The organism is Gammaproteobacteria bacterium (assembly GCA_029862005.1).
GTDB lineage: Bacteria > Pseudomonadota > Gammaproteobacteria.
In genome coordinates this window covers 138,326-155,054 of the sequence record JAOTYD010000005.1, presented here as the reverse complement: position 1 = coordinate 155,054, position 16,729 = coordinate 138,326, and the positions used below count along the sequence as shown (strand labels likewise).

Annotated in this window: 25 protein-coding genes; 6 read left to right on the top strand and 19 right to left on the bottom strand. The window is 53.4% G+C overall.

What is annotated here, in order from left to right:
• Positions 1–17 precede the first annotated feature (17 nt).
• A complete protein-coding gene (gene hppD / locus OES20_05700) occupies positions 18–1,094 on the bottom strand; it encodes a 4-hydroxyphenylpyruvate dioxygenase (protein MDH3634183.1) in 1,077 nt (358 codons plus the stop codon).
• Positions 1,095–1,228: 134 nt separating this feature from the next.
• On the opposite strand from hppD, the gene OES20_05695 reads away from it, so the two are divergent.
• Positions 1,229–1,693, top strand: coding sequence for an Lrp/AsnC family transcriptional regulator (locus tag OES20_05695; protein ID MDH3634182.1), 465 nt, complete (start codon positions 1,229–1,231; stop codon positions 1,691–1,693).
• 107 nt (positions 1,694–1,800) lie between these two features.
• On the top strand, positions 1,801–1,998 hold the full coding sequence (locus OES20_05690; GenBank protein MDH3634181.1) for a hypothetical protein: 198 nt from the start codon (positions 1,801–1,803) through the stop codon (positions 1,996–1,998).
• 81 nt (positions 1,999–2,079) lie between these two features.
• On the opposite strand, the gene OES20_05685 is transcribed toward OES20_05690, so the two are convergent.
• Positions 2,080–2,391: an AzlD domain-containing protein gene (locus tag OES20_05685; protein MDH3634180.1), complete on the bottom strand. Its 312-nt coding sequence runs from the start codon at positions 2,389–2,391 to the stop codon at positions 2,080–2,082.
• Positions 2,384–3,133, bottom strand: a complete 750-nt coding sequence (locus tag OES20_05680; GenBank protein MDH3634179.1) for an AzlC family ABC transporter permease — start codon at positions 3,131–3,133, stop codon at positions 2,384–2,386. The genes OES20_05685 and OES20_05680 overlap by 8 nt, the downstream gene beginning before the upstream one ends.
• A 218-nt stretch (positions 3,134–3,351) precedes the next feature.
• Here OES20_05680 and OES20_05675 point away from each other — a divergent pair, with 218 nt between their 5' ends.
• Positions 3,352–3,711, top strand: coding sequence for a cupin domain-containing protein (locus OES20_05675; GenBank protein MDH3634178.1), 360 nt, complete (start codon positions 3,352–3,354; stop codon positions 3,709–3,711).
• 81 nt (positions 3,712–3,792) lie between these two features.
• The gene (locus tag OES20_05670) at positions 3,793–4,332 is read left to right on the top strand and encodes a Slp family lipoprotein (protein ID MDH3634177.1); all 540 of its coding nucleotides are present in this window, start codon (positions 3,793–3,795) and stop codon (positions 4,330–4,332) included.
• 8 nt (positions 4,333–4,340) lie between these two features.
• On the opposite strand, the gene OES20_05665 is transcribed toward OES20_05670, so the two are convergent.
• The 3 genes from OES20_05665 to OES20_05655 form a co-directional block, all read right to left on the bottom strand.
• Complete coding sequence (locus tag OES20_05665) at positions 4,341–4,799, bottom strand: DUF1499 domain-containing protein (GenBank protein ID MDH3634176.1); 459 nt, start codon at positions 4,797–4,799, stop codon at positions 4,341–4,343.
• Between the two features lie 103 nt (positions 4,800–4,902).
• Positions 4,903–5,469: a lysophospholipid acyltransferase family protein gene (locus tag OES20_05660; protein MDH3634175.1), complete on the bottom strand. Its 567-nt coding sequence runs from the start codon at positions 5,467–5,469 to the stop codon at positions 4,903–4,905.
• Positions 5,470–5,537: 68 nt separating this feature from the next.
• The gene (locus OES20_05655; protein MDH3634174.1) at positions 5,538–6,362 is read right to left on the bottom strand and encodes an alpha/beta hydrolase; all 825 of its coding nucleotides are present in this window, start codon (positions 6,360–6,362) and stop codon (positions 5,538–5,540) included.
• Positions 6,363–6,568: 206 nt separating this feature from the next.
• Between OES20_05655 and OES20_05650 the strand changes: the two genes are divergently transcribed.
• The gene (locus tag OES20_05650; GenBank protein MDH3634173.1) at positions 6,569–7,870 is read left to right on the top strand and encodes an acyltransferase; all 1,302 of its coding nucleotides are present in this window, start codon (positions 6,569–6,571) and stop codon (positions 7,868–7,870) included.
• 41 nt (positions 7,871–7,911) lie between these two features.
• Here OES20_05650 and OES20_05645 read toward each other — a convergent pair whose 3' ends face one another.
• Positions 7,912–8,670, bottom strand: a complete 759-nt coding sequence (locus OES20_05645; GenBank protein ID MDH3634172.1) for a TIGR04219 family outer membrane beta-barrel protein — start codon at positions 8,668–8,670, stop codon at positions 7,912–7,914.
• A 132-nt stretch (positions 8,671–8,802) separates the two neighbouring features.
• Here OES20_05645 and OES20_05640 point away from each other — a divergent pair, with 132 nt between their 5' ends.
• Positions 8,803–9,468 (top strand): DUF1614 domain-containing protein, encoded by a 666-nt coding sequence (locus tag OES20_05640; protein ID MDH3634171.1) that lies wholly within the window; start codon positions 8,803–8,805, stop codon positions 9,466–9,468.
• A gap of 89 nt (positions 9,469–9,557) precedes the next feature.
• Here the strand turns inward: OES20_05640 and OES20_05635 are convergent, their stop codons facing one another.
• The 12 genes from OES20_05635 to OES20_05580 all read right to left on the bottom strand — a co-directional run bounded on the left by OES20_05635 (position 9,558) and on the right by OES20_05580 (position 16,720).
• A complete protein-coding gene (locus OES20_05635) occupies positions 9,558–10,295 on the bottom strand; it encodes a sulfotransferase family protein (protein MDH3634170.1) in 738 nt (245 codons plus the stop codon).
• Between the two features lie 11 nt (positions 10,296–10,306).
• Positions 10,307–11,125, bottom strand: coding sequence for a hypothetical protein (locus OES20_05630; protein MDH3634169.1), 819 nt, complete (start codon positions 11,123–11,125; stop codon positions 10,307–10,309).
• Positions 11,126–11,363: 238 nt separating this feature from the next.
• Complete coding sequence (locus tag OES20_05625; protein MDH3634168.1) at positions 11,364–11,573, bottom strand: cold-shock protein; 210 nt, start codon at positions 11,571–11,573, stop codon at positions 11,364–11,366.
• A gap of 211 nt (positions 11,574–11,784) precedes the next feature.
• Complete coding sequence (locus tag OES20_05620; protein MDH3634167.1) at positions 11,785–12,102, bottom strand: antibiotic biosynthesis monooxygenase; 318 nt, start codon at positions 12,100–12,102, stop codon at positions 11,785–11,787.
• 22 nt (positions 12,103–12,124) lie between these two features.
• Positions 12,125–12,829, bottom strand: a complete 705-nt coding sequence (locus OES20_05615) for a haloacid dehalogenase type II (GenBank protein MDH3634166.1) — start codon at positions 12,827–12,829, stop codon at positions 12,125–12,127.
• Positions 12,829–13,215, bottom strand: a complete 387-nt coding sequence (locus OES20_05610; protein ID MDH3634165.1) for an FKBP-type peptidyl-prolyl cis-trans isomerase — start codon at positions 13,213–13,215, stop codon at positions 12,829–12,831. The genes OES20_05615 and OES20_05610 overlap by 1 nt, the downstream gene beginning before the upstream one ends.
• A 7-nt stretch (positions 13,216–13,222) precedes the next feature.
• Positions 13,223–13,822 carry a dimethylsulfonioproprionate lyase family protein gene (locus OES20_05605; protein ID MDH3634164.1) on the bottom strand — a complete coding sequence of 200 codons (600 nt, stop codon included), beginning with the start codon at positions 13,820–13,822 and terminating at the stop codon, positions 13,223–13,225.
• A 2-nt stretch (positions 13,823–13,824) separates the two neighbouring features.
• The gene (locus OES20_05600; protein ID MDH3634163.1) at positions 13,825–14,409 is read right to left on the bottom strand and encodes a LysE family translocator; all 585 of its coding nucleotides are present in this window, start codon (positions 14,407–14,409) and stop codon (positions 13,825–13,827) included.
• Positions 14,410–14,515: 106 nt separating this feature from the next.
• Positions 14,516–14,710: a hypothetical protein gene (locus OES20_05595; GenBank protein MDH3634162.1), complete on the bottom strand. Its 195-nt coding sequence runs from the start codon at positions 14,708–14,710 to the stop codon at positions 14,516–14,518.
• A 62-nt stretch (positions 14,711–14,772) separates the two neighbouring features.
• Complete coding sequence (locus OES20_05590) at positions 14,773–15,837, bottom strand: nitronate monooxygenase (GenBank protein MDH3634161.1); 1,065 nt, start codon at positions 15,835–15,837, stop codon at positions 14,773–14,775.
• A complete protein-coding gene (locus OES20_05585; GenBank protein MDH3634160.1) occupies positions 15,837–16,283 on the bottom strand; it encodes a YaiI/YqxD family protein in 447 nt (148 codons plus the stop codon). The genes OES20_05590 and OES20_05585 overlap by 1 nt, the downstream gene beginning before the upstream one ends.
• 11 nt (positions 16,284–16,294) lie before the next feature.
• Positions 16,295–16,720 carry a GFA family protein gene (locus tag OES20_05580; GenBank protein ID MDH3634159.1) on the bottom strand — a complete coding sequence of 142 codons (426 nt, stop codon included), beginning with the start codon at positions 16,718–16,720 and terminating at the stop codon, positions 16,295–16,297.
• Positions 16,721–16,729: the final 9 nt, after the last annotated feature.

Here is a 16,729-nt window from a genome sequence, read left to right as displayed (position 1 = left end):
TTAATCCTCGCTATATATTACCCTTTGTCAATTACGCCGCGCGCGATCTGATCGCGCTCAATCGACTCGAACAGGGCTGTAAAATTGCCTTCACCGAAGCCTTCGTCTTTTTTACGTTGAATGAATTCAAAGAAAGTTGGACCGATCATGTTGGTCGAAAAAATCTGCAGTAGCAAGCGGGGATCGTCGTCCTCGGTTGAACCATCGAGCAGGATGCCGCGCGACTTGAGTTCATCGACTGGTTCGCCGTGCCCGGGCAGTCTCTGTTCGAGCATTTCGTAATAAACATCCGGTGGTGACGTCATAAATTCCATGCCGCGGGACTGTAACCGATCCCAGCACTCGTAGAGATTGTCGCAGGACAGCGCGATGTGCTGGATACCTTCGCCGTTGAACGCCATCAGGTATTCCTCGATCTGCCCCGTGCCTTTCGATGACTCTTCGTTGAGCGGGATGCGAATCCGACCGTCCGGTGCCACCATTGCCTTTGAAAACAGGCCCGTGTATTCACCCTTGATATCGAAGTAACGACTCTCGTGAAAGTTGAACAGGTTTTCATAGTAACTGGCCCAGTAATCCATGCGACCGCGATAAACATTATGTGTGAGATGATCGATCTCGATAAAGCCGCAGCCTTGTGGACGCCGTTCGATGCCGTCGAAAAACTCGAAGTCGATGTCATAAATCGTGTTACCCCGTTTATACCGGTCAATCAGGTAAAGCGGTGTACCACCGATACCCTTGATCGCGGGCAGGCGTAATTCCATCGGTCCCGTCGGAACATCGATAGGCTGAGCGCCGAGTTCGAGTGCGCGCGCATACGAGTGGTGCGCGTTGTTAACGCGAAATGCCATGCCGCAGGCAGCAGGGCCGTGTTCCTGTGCGAAATAGGCCGCGTGGCTTTGCGGCTCGTTATTGATGATGAAATTGATGCCGCCCTGGCGATACAGCGTAACGTCCTTTGAACGATGGCGGGCAACTGCCTCGAAACCCAGTAAATGGAAAACTGTCTCGAGCAGCTTCGGATCGGGTGCGGCGAATTCGACGAACTCGAAACCGTCGAGTCCCATGGGGTTGTCAAAGGCATCTGGCACGACTTGCTCCATAACGCAAATTTAATTACAACATTATGTCCAATTTTTATGAAATTTGTGCCCAAATGGTGACTTAATATATTATAATTTGAAACATATTGATCAGTTTATAAAATAATTAGAGATAATCGCCCATGAAGCTCTCAAAAAGTGATCGCCGCCTGCTGCAAGTGCTGCAAAGCGACGTCACGCGGAGCCAGGCCGACCTGGCCGAGGAGGCCGGCCTTTCGCGCTCAACCTGTTGGCGGCGCATTCAGGAATTCGAGAAGGCCGGGCTGATTCGGGAGAAAGTCGCATTGCTCGATCCGAAACTGGCGGGTTTCGGGATCGAGGTGTTACTGCTGGTCGCTATGACCGAGCATACCGATGAAAATCGCCGCGAATTCGAGAACCACGTGCGTCGCCTGCCCGAGGTGCTCGAGTGTTTTTCAGTGTCGGGTGAACGTGATTACATGCTGCAAGTCATCGCGCATGATATGGATTCCTACACGGACTTCCTCAACACCGAAATACTGAAGCATCACGCAGTGCGTGCGGCCAGCTCAACATTCGTATTAAAACGCGTGAAGTATTCAACGGTGTTGCCGCTTGCCGATTAGATTTTCTCGTTTCTCATGGAGTCCGGCAGCCAGGGTTTGTGATGCAATACCGGTTTGGTATATTGTGTCGAATCCCGTGCTTTTTTGGTGAGTTTGCAGGTTTTAAAATGAACATCGAAACAGAGACGAAACGGATTCATGATTTTGTCGACAGAGGCAATTATCACGCGGCCTACAATATCGCACTTTCGGGATTAAATGCATGTCGCCGTGCCAATGACCAGGCGGGGACGGATCTGTTTATTGAGATCATCAGGGGTGTTGTCGATTCGCTGGCGAAAGAGTTTGGTAGTCAATCGGATTGATATTATTTCTGGTTCGGCGTCTGTTGGAAAGTTCACCGGGTGGGCACCAACAATACCAGCACCACCCTCGATATCCCGGAATCAACCGGCGTCGAGGTAGGGGCCGCCAAGCAGTAGAACTGCCATGCCGGTCGCGGTTGCGATCACAACGTTGTTGCTGCGCCACATGATTAATACCACGCAGGTCATCGCCACGATTTCGCTGACGCTGCCCTGCCTGACCGCAGGCGCCAGAATCGCCATGAAAGCGCAGCCGGGCAGTGCCTCGAGTACCGGCTGTATTCCTCGAATATGGCGTAACTGCAGACCGATGAAATAGCCGGTTATCCGGGTCAGGTAGACGATAACCGCAATCATCGCGATTGCAGCCAGGGTTGCGTTGGCTTCAACCATAAGCGCGGCGCACCTGCACTATCGAGACCCCCATACCGGCAAACACCGAGCCCAGCAGAATCAGGTAGTCAGCGGCACCCAGTTCAAACAGGACGAGCGCGACAACGCCAGCCACGATCCACGGTGTCGGCCGTGATTTGGAGCCCTTGAAAAACAGCATCATCATGGTCGCCATCACCAGGGGCCCTGCGAAATCGACTGCACCCAGGTCCATGGCTGCAAACCAATGTGCAGCGTTGAGTCCAATGAAGGTGGAACAGAGCCAGCTTGTCATCATCGACACACCGTAGCCGGTGACGTAGCCGAGGCGGTCGACGTCATCGTCCATGCGGAAGCTGTTGACCACGCCCGGGTCATTGAGCATGAACAACCAGACGATACGCCGTCGCAGGCTATGCCCGTCAAAATGATGTGTCATCGCCATGCCGAGCAGCAGGTTACGCGAACTGACCAGCGCCACCGATAACGCAATCGTACCGAACGGTAAAGGTGCCTGCCAGAATTCCAGCGCCGCGAACTGGCCGGAGGCGGTGAATACCGACGCGCTCATTAACATTGCGTGCCAGTTCTCGATGCCGATCGCAGCCGCGGTAATGCCGAACATGACGCCGAAAATGAAAGTCGAGAGGAAATAATCCCCGGAGGTACGTACTCCGTGCAGTGCGCTTTGCCAGGTCGTCATGACGCGGGGCGTACCGGTTTTGCCGAAGTTGGTAAAAAGATGACCGCGGTTGCGGTGCACATCATGTAGACGTACCCCATCGAGTCGCGCGACATAAGCGAGGCGGCGTTGGATTGGCTGGACAATCTGAAAAACCCGGGCTTGTTGATTTTATTCTGAAGCCGTGACAATAACATAGGCATTGTATCAGCCGCATTTATTTTCAAGCCCGACAATCGCACTATCCGTTATACTGCTGACCCTGCAATATCCATTCGAGTCAGCCGGAGCGAAGCAGCATGCACAAGTATGGAATGAACGAATTACAGTACGACCTGGAGCCCTGGCCGTTTGATAATCCGGCCTCGGATTACAAGATTCTGCGTGGTACCCCGCGCGCCTCGGGTCGGCTCGACCACGGTGCCAACGGTGGACCGCATCGCCTCGGAATCTGGTCCTGCACCGAGGGCGCGTTCGAATGTACGGAACTCGGTGACGAGCTACAAACTATTATTCGCGGTCGACTGACCCTGACCCGGACTGGTGGTGAAACATTTTCCTGTGGGCCCGGGGACAGCGTTTTCACGCGCAAAGGAGAACGCGTTATCTGGGATATCAGCGAAGAGGTGACCAAGGTGTTTTTTGCCGACTTGAACTGAAATCCCGATTGCCGGTCTGACTTTCACACAAATTTGATATGAGTCATCCCGGCAGGCCGGGATTCATGGTTGTATGAAACAATGATGCGAAAACTTAACATAACTCTTGTCATGCTGGTGCTGCTGGGGGGTTGCGCGAGCAAGCCGCCGGCAGCGATCAGCAAGATTCCGGCCGAGAATCCCTCGCTGACGCGGGTACGAATGGACATAGACAGTTTCCTGGGTGCCGAAGTTCGCTGGGGTGGTGTCATCACCAAGGTGGAGAACAAGGCCAGTCAAACCTGGATCGAACTGGTGCGTCATAAACTGTTCGATAACGGCAAGCCCAGATCGAATGACAAGAGCGATGGACGCTTCATCGCAAGCTTCGAAGGATTCGTCGACCCGGTGGTGTACAAAGTTGGTCGACCGTTAACCGTAGTCGGTACCATCGAAGGCAAAGCCGAGCGACCGATCGGTGAGCATGAATACCTGTTCCCGATTGTGGCCGTGGAGGGATCTTACCTGTGGAAAGCCAGGTCCAAGATCCGTGATCCTTACTACTATCCGCCACCCTACTGGTATTATGATTTCCGGTATTACCATCACTGGCCTCATTATCGCTATCCACACTATCACTGAAGTTAAATCTAGCGGAAGGATCTTTTAAGCTGCTCTATTCGCTTTCGATTGACATCGCGATCACCGTGGCCCACTCTCGAGGCCGAGCGCAAGTGGATCAGGTTAGTTTCCCGGTCGATCCTGATTTCAAGGTCATCCACGAATCTGAAAATTGCCGATGTGAAAGTGGCAGCGAGATAATCATCGTTTTCCTGCCGGATGTTGCCACCCATTTCTCGAATGACCGATACAAGCCGGGACATAACATCGGCCGCATCTTCTGACGAAATTGCCAGTGGTTCGATAAAGTGATCAGTATCCGCCTTGAATTCACTGCAAACGCAGTTGGGTTTGTCTGGACATTGTGACAGTCGACCCTCGACCAACCCATTTGCCTCGTCGGATTTTGACATGAAACCAAGCACAAACAGGGTCGCGATAATAAGCAGAATCAGGGCGATGGTTATAATTGCAATCATCTTCAACATTGTATTTTCCTGACTCCGGGAGAAGCTGTGGGTTGCAATGCAGGACGAAACCTTATCATTTCGTAACCTGGAACATCAAACGGTCTTGAAATAACGGTTACAGCTATCTCGATTGATCGGGGTACTTCCCCACTATGCCCGCGTACCGCGCCTGGATTAAGGCAATATCCCCGTCGACGTCGCCAGTCGGAAAGTAACTTGCCAGGTAACCACCTTCCTTTTTTCCGAAATCGAGAAAACCAAGGGCGATCGGCACCCCAGCGCCTGCAGCAATATGATAAAAACCGGTCTTCCATCGATCAACGTAAGACCGGTTTCCTTCCGGTGCAATTGCGATGACAAGTTCGTCTGAACGGTTAAAAGCCTCGATTGTCTGTTGCACCAGGTTTTGTGATTGATCCAGGTTTACCGGTATCCCTCCCAGCCATTTCATGACGGGCTCCATTGGACCCTTGAATAAACTGGCTTTGCCCATCCAGTAAATCTTCAACCGGTACATCATGCAGATCGCAATCGTGAAAGGTACATCCCAGTTGCTGGTATGGGGATAGGCGATTATGACAAACCTGGGTTCAAGGGGCGGGGAGCCCTTGATTTTCCAGCCCGCCACGCGCAACCACAGCCACGACAATCCGTAAAAGAACTGGCTTACTATCGGGGTATTAAACAAAGTATAGCGATACAGGTGATGCCTCCGAAGCAGACCGATTTTCCAAAGCCGGAACTGTGAATTCCGGTCTATTCTAGATTTTCCAGGATAAATGATCCCAGCCCGGCGACATAGATTGATCGGCTCACCAGGAATCCGTCATTATGCCCGCCCCGCATTTCCAAAAACTGCTTTGCTTCAGGTGCAGCTTCGAAAACTTCGAGTCCTTCAGCAAAGGGAATGATCTCGTCATTTTTGCTGTGTGCAACCAGCACCGGACAGGAAATCTTCGCAATATAACGGGCGGTGTCGTATTTGAAACTCGCGAGCCAGTGGACGGGTAAGAAGGGGTAAATCCGTTTTGCCATGGACGGAACCGAGGAAAAGCCGGATTCTATAATCAATGCGGCGGGGGTGTGCTTGCCGGATAACCAGGCTGCAACCGAGGCTCCCAATGATCGACCAAAGATAATGACCTTATCGGCGGCAATGTTCCGGGTTTGGGTCAGGTATTCCCAGGCGGCCTCGGCGTCGCGGTAGGTTCCCTGTTCCGAAACTTTACCCTCGCTTTGCCCGTAACCGCGATAATCAATAATGAAAACACTAAGCCCGAGTTCGTGGAAGATATTGATTGACTCGAGGCGGTGGGAAATGTTGCCGGCATTGCCATGAAAAAACAGCAGTGTCCCCCTGGCGGCTTTATTCGCAATGAACCAGCCATGCAGCGTAATCCCGTCCCGGGTCGTAAATTCGACGTCCTCGTAGCCAAGGCCGATGTTTTCCGGAGTCGCAACGAGATTCCGACCCGGGATGTTCGGATAATAAATCAGACTTGACTGCTTGTAGTAAACAAGAGCCATGATTGCGACATAAATTACGGCGCCGAAGAGCAGCAGTTTCCAGATACTGGCCATTTCAATGTTTATCAAATCGATTATCGTGGCAATCATATCCGAGAAAGCTGCGATTTCACTAATGACAAATGATCGCAGCAGCTTGGGTAGCGCCCGGGCAAAGCGCTTGTGGCCTGTAAAATCAATGCCAGCTTGCTGACCGCGGTTACTGGGGTATCATGGATCAACAACAATACCCACGGATATCCAGCAAGTGGAGCGGATCAATGGGAATATGGGCTCAGGCGGCCGATTTAGCGGCACAGACACCACGGGACAGAAATCGATATGTTGATTTCCTGCGATCGGTTTCGATCGTTATCGTCATTCTCGGGCATTGGTTGATTACGACCGCTTACTATGTCGACGGCACACTAACGAGCGAGCATCTGTTCAGAATTCAGCCCCAGACCCAGTGGCTTACCTGGTTGTTCCAGGTAATGCCGGTATTCTTTATTGTTGGCGGCTATGCCAACGCCGTTTCTCTCGAAAGCGCACAGCGCAAGGGCATTAACTATGGAGGATGGCTGGCCGGGCGCCTGCACCGGCTTGTCACGCCACTGCTGGTTTTACTCGCAGTCTGGGCCCTGATCGCGGTCATCATGCATTTCCTCGATGTCAGCCCGAAAGTGATTCAGTTGGCTTCACGGGCTTCCCTGATACCCACCTGGTTTCTCGCGATCTATATCATGGTGGTCATACTGGCACCGACCACTTACGCGTTCTGGCGACGTCTGGGATTTGGGTCATTCTGGTTACTGGTAACACTCGCGGTTGTGATGGACGTCGCTTTCTTCGCCGCGGACGTGCGTTGGGCAGGATGGAGTAATTACTTCTGGGTCTGGCTCGCGATCCACAACCTGGGGTATGCATGGCGGGACGGTCGCATGGGTAGCCCGGGGCGGCTTATCCTGTATTCGCTGGTTGCGGTATCGGCCATGTGGGTACTGGTTTTCCCGGGTCCCTATCCATTGGCAATGGTCGGTTCACCTGACCAGGCTTTGTCGAATACCACACCGCCGAAAATCACGCTGGTGGCGCTTGGAATATTTCAGTTTGGCCTGTTGCTGGCGGTGGAGAATCCAATGCGGCGGGCATTGATGAACCTGCGGCTTTGGACGGCTACGGTGTTGATAAACAGCATGATCATGACTGTGTACCTGTGGCACATCACGCTAATGATCGTGTTAATCGGCTTGCTTTACCTCGCGGACGGATTGGGTTTGGGCCTGGAGCCAGGTACTCTAGCCTGGTGGTTTTCCCGCCCGCTGTGGATGGCGACTTTAATTGTGTTGCTGTTGCCGTTAACCTTGCTGCTTTCGCCGTTGGAGCGAGTGTCACGCAGTACCGATCTATCCAGTGCATCGCCGTTACGCCAGGTAACGGGCGCGATGATGATTTGCCTTGGAGTTGCGCTGCTGGCATTGTATGGCGTTGGTGGAGGACCACTGCCGGGACTCGATCTGGGCTCATTCGCGCTGGTCGCTATCGGTGCAGGTGTTAGTGGTCTGCTGCCGGGCTTGAGGTAGCGAACTCCGTAGATAAACTGATTCGGCGTCTTACTTTATCCCTAGAAGTGGAAGTATCCGTTGATGAATGCACCGTCGTACTCGATATCGGTATCGAGGTCATCAGCATCGTCTAGCTCGATGGAAAAGGTCTTCAGTCCGCCCTCGATACCAAGCCCACTGCCTGATTCATAACCCAATTTAATGGTGGCGTCTTCGGCGCTGCTATCGTCGATGCTAAAACTGCTGATATCTGCCCCGATGTAGAAGCCGCTAAACGGTAGATCAAATCTTGCTGACAGGTAAAGCAGCGGAAGTGTCTCGTCGATGTTGATGCTGCTGGTGGTGGTATTGGTGCTTCCGACCATCGACACCTTGCCATCGAAACGCTTCAGGTCGAGACCGATATCGAGGTTTACCCAGTTATCCAGTACTTCGTAATACAGGACGATGTCGCTATGCGATAAATCGAAGGTGGTGCGAACGCTTTCACCCGCGCTGTAGGTTTCTCCCTCAAAGGTAATATTGCCGCTAAGCGTGTTTCTGCCATCGCTATCAAGGTCAATATCCTGATACCTGATGTTAGGTAAAAAGGGTACCGGATGCTCTAGGCTTAAAACCGCAGATGACTGGGACGGATCGTCGACGTCGAGGTCATCCGACAGATCGATGCTGGCCTCGCCGGCGCTGTTAAATTCTCCGGACAGGTCTGGCGACCAATAGGACGCTCCGATACTGAAACCGACAAAGTCCGCATGTCCAGGGCCTGAAAACACTAACGCGAGGACTGCAGCAACCGGGATGCCTGGGTTTGATCTCATAATAAAACTCGTAATGTGGTTCATTCGATGAATAATTATTTAGCATTATAGATTATCAACGCAGAAATGTTCTTTTATTCATAGCGCGGCATTGGGATACTCTCCAGGTCCACCTGACCGGCAACCAAGTAAATGCGCACACCTTTCTCGGCTTACCAGTTTCTGTTACTGCTTTTTATTCTTATCCTGGTAGTGATCATCATCCAGGTGGGTGCATTTACGATAGCGCTCGACAAACTGGGCCTGTCAACCCATTCGGCGATGCTGTTACTCGCCTGTACCCTGATGGGCAGCGCAATCAATCTGCCCCTTTTTTCGATACAGGCAGAAGAGCCATCCGACGAGGCCAGGCGAATGTTTCGTGGTCTGTTGTTCGGCCGCCCGATGCCGTTCACGGGAAGGACAATCATCGCCGTTAACGTCGGTGGAGCGCTGATTCCAGTCAGTTTTTCAGTTTACCTGGTCATGACTAATCAACTGCCGTTGATCCAGGTGATCCCGGCGATTGCCATCGTCACCCTGTGCTGTCGGATTTTCAGTCGACCGATACCCGGCCTCGGTATCGGTATCCCGGTGTTCATCGCGCCGGTTACGGCGGCGGTGACGGCATTGCTGCTGGCACCGGAAAACAGCGCCCCGATGGCTTACATCTGCGGCACGCTGGGAGTATTGATCGGCGCGGATCTGATGCGCCTGCCCGATATCCGTAAACTCGGCACACCGGTGGCCTCTATCGGCGGTGCAGGCACTTTTGATGGCATTTTCTTCACCGGGATTGTAGCCGTGTTGCTGGCCTGAACAAGGGTATTGCCAGTCGTATCCGCCTCTGCGGGCGAAACTGTCGGCATCGAATAGCGGCAGTTTGATCAGCTTCAGGCGAGCTGTATTCAGGCCGTAATTCGGCATTGGTAAAGATGCTGGTAGTGGGGCAACACGGTTTCGTAAATTTCCCGAACCCGATCCGGCGTTTCCGAAATATCGATGTATTGTCGTGGCTGTGGCTTCAATCCGGTGGAATCACGCAGGTTGGCGTGCCACGAGCCGCCGTCGTACCAACTCACCTCGTCGCGTTGTCCGGGTTCCCAACTCAACGCTTCCTCCATGTACGTAATGCCGACCGCGTTGCAATAGGCTCTAACGATGCCGTGCGGATTTTCCAGTAAATCATCGCTGTCGATAATCGGGAGCGGTCTGCCCAGTTTATCGGTCATCCGGTCGAACAACGCGCGTTGCTCGACAAAGGCAATTTCCTTCAATACGAAGTCGGGCCAGTGCTTGTACATCGACGTGGCGACCTTGGCCGGGTCACGAATCAGGAAACTGTGGTTGAAATGATCAAGAAATTCATCGCTCCAGAGGTGCTCGATGTAGTGTGGGAAATCTTTGGAAAAGGTTGGGCCTTTACCAGCCGCTAATTTCAATTCCTGCCAGACGCTGTCAAAAGTGAGACCCGGGGTACGAGGGGTGTCCGGTTTAATACGCGGCCAGCGTGCGTCTTCACCCTGGTACCAGGCTTCACCGAAAGGTTCGTGGAAACAGGTCATGTCGCCGCGCATGCGCATCATCCATTCAAACGCGGTCGATGTCGAACGCGGTGTGGCCCAGAGTACCAGTATCTTGTGCATCAAGCGGACTACTACTGTAACGAGGTAAGCAATTGCCCGTGACTGCCGATCGGGGCGGTACTGAGCGATTTAAAGATGCGCCAGTAAAGCGCGGTATCCGAAGATACGATCGGTTTTCCGACCGCGGCTTCGAGTTCACGATCCAGCGATACGATGCGCTGCGGCAAACCGTCAGCACGGCGGAAGTTGGGCATGCCGTTGACGACGATGGCATCAACATCGGGTGCCTGTTCAACGACGTATTGCATCGATTTCAAGGCGAGGTCGCCGTCGAAAATCCAGATGCACTCGTTGCATTCCCGCTGGGTTTTAAAAAAGCCCATGTCGGTGAAATTGGCATAATAAACCAGGTCGAATCCGGCTTCCCTGAGGAATCGGGCATAGCCATCGCGCCAGTCGGGCCAGTAATAGACCGAATTCAGCGCGATTCTTTCGGCGCCCATGTCACGCAACGCTTCAACTACGCAGTAACCGGCCATATGGAACGGGGTTTCATAGGTATCGCCGATGCGGTTGCAGATATCGTTGATTTCATCCGGAGTCGTGCCCTGGCAATGTACCCAGTTGGTGCCCACCTGTCCGCAGACATCGGCACCGTTATTCGACATGCAGTGCACGAATTCTTCAAGTAGGTGAAAGTTATCGACTCGTTGGGTTAGCTCATGCTCGTATTCAGGCACGTGCAGCATGCGTCCATGGGCACCGACGTTGTCCGCACTGATGCGCAGAAAATCGCTTGGCGCCGCGTCAAAGTCATGCGGTGGTGAGGTAAAGCCGACCTGGTAGGTAAACAACTTGTGCTTTAGTATTTTCCAGCGTTCTGGCTTCATGGTGACTTACCCGAGAGATTGCTTAATCAAATGATTTATATCTTCGGGTGGCAATCAAGGCAAGTCATTTTACAGGGATGCTTCACCTCGTAGCACTCGGGTCAGTCCCCCGTTGGCTCAGTGTGTCATCGCCCTTATGATCGGGGATTGCGTATAAAAAAAGCACGGCCGGTTGGCCGTGCTCTTTCAAGTTTTGAAACTTTGTATGCCCGACTGTTGACCAGGCATCAGCAAAGCATCAGATGGCTACGATGTTCTCAGCCTGCGGGCCTTTCTGGCCGTCGGTAACCGTGAACTCAACCTGCTGTCCTTCAGTCAGGGTTTTGAAACCTGTGCCCTGAATCGCGCTGAAGTGTGCAAATACGTCAGGTCCCGATTCACGCTCGATGAATCCAAAACCTTTTGCTTCGTTGAACCATTTAACTTTGCCGGTAGTCTTCTCAGACATAATATGTACCTATTTGAAAATAAAAAATAAAACCTTAAACAAGGCGATGTCGCCGGAAACCAGAGCTATAACTTATTGACTGCAGAACGAGAGAATACTGAGATACTTCGAGGAGAGGGAATAAACTTTAGACTTAGATTCAAGCTGATGCGAACTTTAGAGGTAATTCGAGTAAAGTCAACCAATTTGTAAGGTTTTTTCGACAGCTTTTTTACTTTCCATAGTCCCTTTCAACCAGGGAAATGCGCGTCATATAAGTCGAATACCATTTCTCCGTCCCCATTTTCTGAGCCTCGCGGTGTTCGGCCTGAGCCTTCCATTTCCTGATCGAGTCGAGATCGGTCCAGTAGGAAATCGTGATACCCAATTCCTCGCGTGCTGATTCAACCCCGAGAAAACCGGGTTGCTGCGCGGCCAGTTCAACCATGCGGGCGGCGGTTTCGGCATAACCCTCGATATCGTCGTTGCGCAGCGAGGTAAATATTACCGCGTAGTAGGGTGGTTCAGGCGTATTGGCGATTAGGCTCATGATTATTCCGGTGGTCAGGGGTTTAACAATCCAGCAATTCGGCGAGATGAACGATACTGGTAGCGTGCAACGTATTCGAAGACCACGGGGCAATATTCTTGGGTTGCTTGTGGCCGTATTCGAACGGGCGTTCAATGTAGGCGGTTTCAAGCCCGCAGTTGCGTGCCGCCTCGAGATCTCCGTGATGCGCGGCGGCAAGCATGACTTCGCCGGGGGCACTGGCGAAGGTGCGGACCACACCGAGGTAGGTGTCCGGATGGGGTTTGTACTTGTTAAAATTCTCTGCGCTCAAGATACAATCCCAGGGTAATCCGGCATTTTTGGCCATTTCGGTTAACAGCCCGATATTGCCGTTCGATAGCGAGCAGACGATAAACTTCGTTTTCAGTCGGGTAAGCCCCTCGACCGAATCGGGCCAGGGATCGAGGCGATGCCATACCAGGTTCAGATGTTCGCGGTCGGCCTCGATCAGCGAGTCGAGTTTGAAGTCAACGAGTACCTGATCGAGTATGCGGCGATGTAAGTCATCGAGAATCACCCATTCGCCCTGGTCCATGACCGCGCGCATCGCAGGCTTGTAACCGGCACGCCAGGCGAGCGCGAATTCATCTGCATCCACTCCGAGGTTCATCGCGGCGACCTCGCGAGAAACCGAACCGTGCCAGTCGACCACGGTGCCGAACACGTCGAAGGCGATAACCTTAGGCTTTACTGCGGCATCATTCATTACTCAATACCCCGTTTTCTTTCTTCGATAAATTCGATTTCGGCAATAATCACCGCGTTTGCGGGCACCCTGCCGGGGATGCCGGTTTTACCGTAAGCCAGGTGCGGCGCAATTTTCAACTTGCGCGTACCCCCGATACGCATGCCTTCGATACCCTGGAACAATCCCACAAACAGGTTTTCGCGATCGATACGCAAATCGGTAAACAGCGTTTCTCCATCGTCTTCGAGCCGCGCGCGATCGATCAGGCCCCAGGGATGCTCCCAGCGAATCGGCTCGCCCCGGTTCAGCCACATTTTCAAACGCAGGTGGTAAATATGCTGTCGTTCGACGGGCGCTCCCTGACCCGGACTGTCGGCAATGATTTCTATCCCGCTGCGCCTCAAGGTTCGGCTACCCGAAGCTGGAAGTCTGACGCAGGTCGCCGGCCTGCCATAAATAGTAAACTACGAGGATTTGATCGGTGGTACGAAAACCATGCCAGGTATTGGATTCGACCGAAACCACATCGCCGATTTGGTACCGGGTTTCCTTTACCTCGCCGATTTTAAACTCGGCGGCCCCGGCCAGCACGATATATATCTCCTCGGCCTGGTGTTGATGGCGGGGGTATACGATTCGCGGTCCCCATATACCGATACCGGCACGGATACGGTCGCTAACGAACGGACCCTGCTTGCCGATAATTTCGGCAAAGGCGTAGCCTTCGAGCATTGCATCCGGCACGACGTCGTCCTCTTTACGATAACTCTGTTCCCAGCACAGGTGGTTTTTATGCCGTTCGAAGGTCTCCACCAGTGGGCAGGTATGCTGATCGGTACTGGCGATTGCCCCGGCCAGGAGATTTGCCGCGGGCAGATGGGCAGGTTCAACCGCAATCCAGTCATCGCCCCAGTCACGCATTGAATCACTGAACCTTTGCACCGCCGGATGTGGATGCGCGAGTGTAAACTCGCGCACGACGTCTAGCAGTTCCAGGTCTTTAATTTGCACACTCATATCCAGGCCTGTGTTTTCAGCAGCAGGGTAAGGCCGACAACAATCATCACGCTGGCTGCGAGAGTATTAATTGCAAGCACTGCGCGTGTGTTTTTAAAAGCCTGGCTGGCACGATCGGCCAGGTAGGCATAGACCAGTTTAGCGCCGCCGACGCCGACCACCGCAATAACGATAATGGCCAGTGTATCGGCCGGGGTCATACGCGAAAGGTCGATAAAGGCCGGGAAAAAGCCGAGATAAAACAGGATTGCCTTTTGATCACCCAGCGTGATCAGAAACCCGGCCAGAAAACTCGATCCCCACGATGACTGTTTGATCTCATCGGTATTGCGCGTTTTTGCATCCGCACGGCATAAGGAAATACCCAGCCAGATCAGGTAAATTCCGCCGATGGTTTTAATCCACGTGAACTGTTCGCCCATCAGCCCGGCCAGCAGTGCCAGGCCATAAACCGCGATCAGAATGAAAATGATATCGGCTACGACAATACCGAGCGCGGTAAACATGCCATGGGTGAAACCAAAGGCCACTGCGCGCGCTGTGACGGCAAGTACGCTGATACTTGGAATAATTGCCAGCACGATTAGCGTTCCGAGCAAAGCGCTGACACTGGCCAGCGAGAGTGTTGATTCCAGCTTGATGCTCCTGTGCGATACGTTCTGCGGCCGGCTGTTCCCCGGTTAACCCTTAGTCGAGGCGGGTCATATCCTGGCCGCAGCACATCGGGGATTTGATCATGCCGTGGCCGTCAGGGCATTTCGATACCTGGATTTCATCACCGCTATCGGCCGTGATGCTGCCGTGTTCGAGTTCCTTGTCACAGCTGCCGCAAGTCATGGTGCCGATGGTCATGCCACAGGCTTCACATTTGTAAACTGCCATCGTTTGGTCCTCCAAATGTTTGAAAGCCAGAGTTTACCAGTTCAGGTAATCGATTACTGCTGCTATGCGGGTAAATTGCCAGCAAGCATCCGGGTCAACTCGGCGGCCGGTATTTCAAGACATCCGCTTGCGTTTTGCCCCGACCATAGCGGCGAAAAGTCACCCAGTCCCTTGGCCTCGGCGGCGCTGCGCAATGGACCGATCGAGGTCGCCGCTAACGGAAACGGCGGCACTTCGCCGATTGGCCCGAGTTCTCGCATGACGCGATTGACGATGCTACGTGCCGGTCTCCCTGTAAACCGGTTGGTTAGTGCCGTATGCATCGATCCCGGATCTTTCAATGCGGCACGATGCACCGGGCTGGTGGTTGCTTCATCACATAACAGGTAGGCCGTACCGACCTGCACCGCGGCGGCACCCAGGCCTATGACCGCGGCAACGCCCGCTGCATCGGCGATACCACCCGCGGCGATTACCGGCAGGTTTACCGCTTGAACGATTTGCGGTAATAACGCAAAGGTACCTATCTGCCTGGTAATATCGTCGCTCATGAACATGCCCCGGTGCCCACCCGCCTCGACGCCTTGCGCGATAATCGCATCGACGCCCTGCGATTCTAGCCACCTGGCTTCTTCAATCGTGGTGGCGCTGCATAGTATTTTAGCGCCCATGGCCCTGACTCCGACGAGTAAGTCCTGGTCGGGCAATCCGAAATGAAAGCTCACCACCGCGGGATTGAAATCCTGTAAAACTTCAAGCATCTCTGCATTAAAGGGTTCTCTGCGCACGCCGGCAGGAATGTCGTCGACCCCTATACCGTGTTCCCGGTAGTAGGGCGCAAGGGTTGCCCGCCATTGAGCTTCGCGCGCTTCGTCCACGGTGGGCGGACTATGACAAAAGAAATTGACGTTAAAAGGTTTATCGCAGCCAGACGTAATGGTCTCAATTTCTGCTCTGATTTCGTCGAGGCCCAGCATTGCGCATGGCAAGGAGCCAAGACCGCCAGCATTTGATACCGCGATTGCGAGTGCGCTGCCCTGGACCCCGGCCATCGGCGCCTGGATGATCGGTAGTTCAAGATTCAGCAACGCCTGTATTGTTGTAGCCATCGATCTATTTTCCGGGATCAGTCCTGGTGCGTAATTATTTTATCCAGCTGATCGGCAAAAGCCTTGCGGTCGCCATGGTTCAACGGTGCCTGGCCGCCTGATTCGACGCCGCAGGCACGCAGTGATTCCATCAGATCACGCATCGTCAGGCGGGCCTTGATATTGTCGCTGGTAAACAGTTCCCCGCGTGGACTCAACGCCTGCCCCTGGTGTGCGATGATCTCCGCCGCCAGCGGAATATCACTCGTAATCACCAGGTCCCCGGCGGTGAGCCGCTTGACGATTTCATTGTCAGCCACGTCAAATCCCGATTTTACCCTGAGAAAACTGATGTGACGCGAAGGTTTGATCCGAATCTCGTGATTTGCAATCAGGGTTAGTGTGATGCCGGTACGTTCAGCCGCGCGAAACAGGATCTCCTTGATCGGATTCGGGCAGGCATCGGCGTCGACCCAGATTTTCATCCTGGCCTCAACTATTTGATCCTGGTGCTATCACGCCCGGCTTCGTATTGGGGCAGATCGTCTTCGGGAAGCGCCCATTTTGCACCGGATGCAACATAGATGTGTGCATCGGGGCGTACCGGAACTTCATCGTCAAAGCAGCCGAGTGCAATTTCCACCAAATCAGGATCCGCGCCAGGACTGAAAAAAGTCAGGCTTGATCCGCAGTTCGCGCAGAAGGACCGCGTGGTGCCATTGTCTGCGGTAAATCCTTTGAGTGAATCCTCCCCGGTAGTCCAGCGAAAGTGGCCCTGCCGTGCCTCGGCGATGGTGGCGTAGGCCGCACCGTGAAACTTGCGGCACATCGAGCAATGGCAGTTACCGGTACGCGGCTCGAATTCATCAACCTCAAATCGAACCGTGGTGCACAGGCAGCTGCCTCGATAGGGTCCCGGCATTAATTTATC

Excerpts from the sequence above, each read along its gene's own strand:
- OES20_05685 (MDH3634180.1), bottom strand. The coding sequence starts at position 2,391 with ATGGTTGAAGCCAACGCAACCCTGGCTGCAATCGCGATGATTGCGGTT.
- OES20_05635 (MDH3634170.1), bottom strand. The coding sequence starts at position 10,295 with ATGCACAAGATACTGGTACTCTGGGCCACACCGCGTTCGACATCGACC.
- OES20_05675 (MDH3634178.1), top strand. The coding sequence starts at position 3,352 with ATGCACAAGTATGGAATGAACGAATTACAGTACGACCTGGAGCCCTGG.
- OES20_05670 (MDH3634177.1), top strand. The coding sequence starts at position 3,793 with ATGATGCGAAAACTTAACATAACTCTTGTCATGCTGGTGCTGCTGGGG.
- OES20_05665 (MDH3634176.1), bottom strand. The coding sequence starts at position 4,799 with ATGTTGAAGATGATTGCAATTATAACCATCGCCCTGATTCTGCTTATT.
- OES20_05650 (MDH3634173.1), top strand. The coding sequence starts at position 6,569 with ATGGGAATATGGGCTCAGGCGGCCGATTTAGCGGCACAGACACCACGG.
- OES20_05615 (MDH3634166.1), bottom strand. The coding sequence starts at position 12,829 with ATGAATGATGCCGCAGTAAAGCCTAAGGTTATCGCCTTCGACGTGTTC.
- OES20_05695 (MDH3634182.1), top strand. The coding sequence starts at position 1,229 with ATGAAGCTCTCAAAAAGTGATCGCCGCCTGCTGCAAGTGCTGCAAAGC.
- OES20_05625 (MDH3634168.1), bottom strand. The coding sequence starts at position 11,573 with ATGTCTGAGAAGACTACCGGCAAAGTTAAATGGTTCAACGAAGCAAAA.
- OES20_05690 (MDH3634181.1), top strand. The coding sequence starts at position 1,801 with ATGAACATCGAAACAGAGACGAAACGGATTCATGATTTTGTCGACAGA.
- OES20_05640 (MDH3634171.1), top strand. The coding sequence starts at position 8,803 with ATGCGCACACCTTTCTCGGCTTACCAGTTTCTGTTACTGCTTTTTATT.
- OES20_05645 (MDH3634172.1), bottom strand. The coding sequence starts at position 8,670 with ATGAGATCAAACCCAGGCATCCCGGTTGCTGCAGTCCTCGCGTTAGTG.
- OES20_05595 (MDH3634162.1), bottom strand. The coding sequence starts at position 14,710 with ATGGCAGTTTACAAATGTGAAGCCTGTGGCATGACCATCGGCACCATG.
- OES20_05630 (MDH3634169.1), bottom strand. The coding sequence starts at position 11,125 with ATGAAGCCAGAACGCTGGAAAATACTAAAGCACAAGTTGTTTACCTAC.
- OES20_05620 (MDH3634167.1), bottom strand. The coding sequence starts at position 12,102 with ATGAGCCTAATCGCCAATACGCCTGAACCACCCTACTACGCGGTAATA.
- OES20_05655 (MDH3634174.1), bottom strand. The coding sequence starts at position 6,362 with ATGGCCAGTATCTGGAAACTGCTGCTCTTCGGCGCCGTAATTTATGTC.
- OES20_05585 (MDH3634160.1), bottom strand. The coding sequence starts at position 16,283 with ATGAAAATCTGGGTCGACGCCGATGCCTGCCCGAATCCGATCAAGGAG.
- OES20_05580 (MDH3634159.1), bottom strand. The coding sequence starts at position 16,720 with ATGCCGGGACCCTATCGAGGCAGCTGCCTGTGCACCACGGTTCGATTT.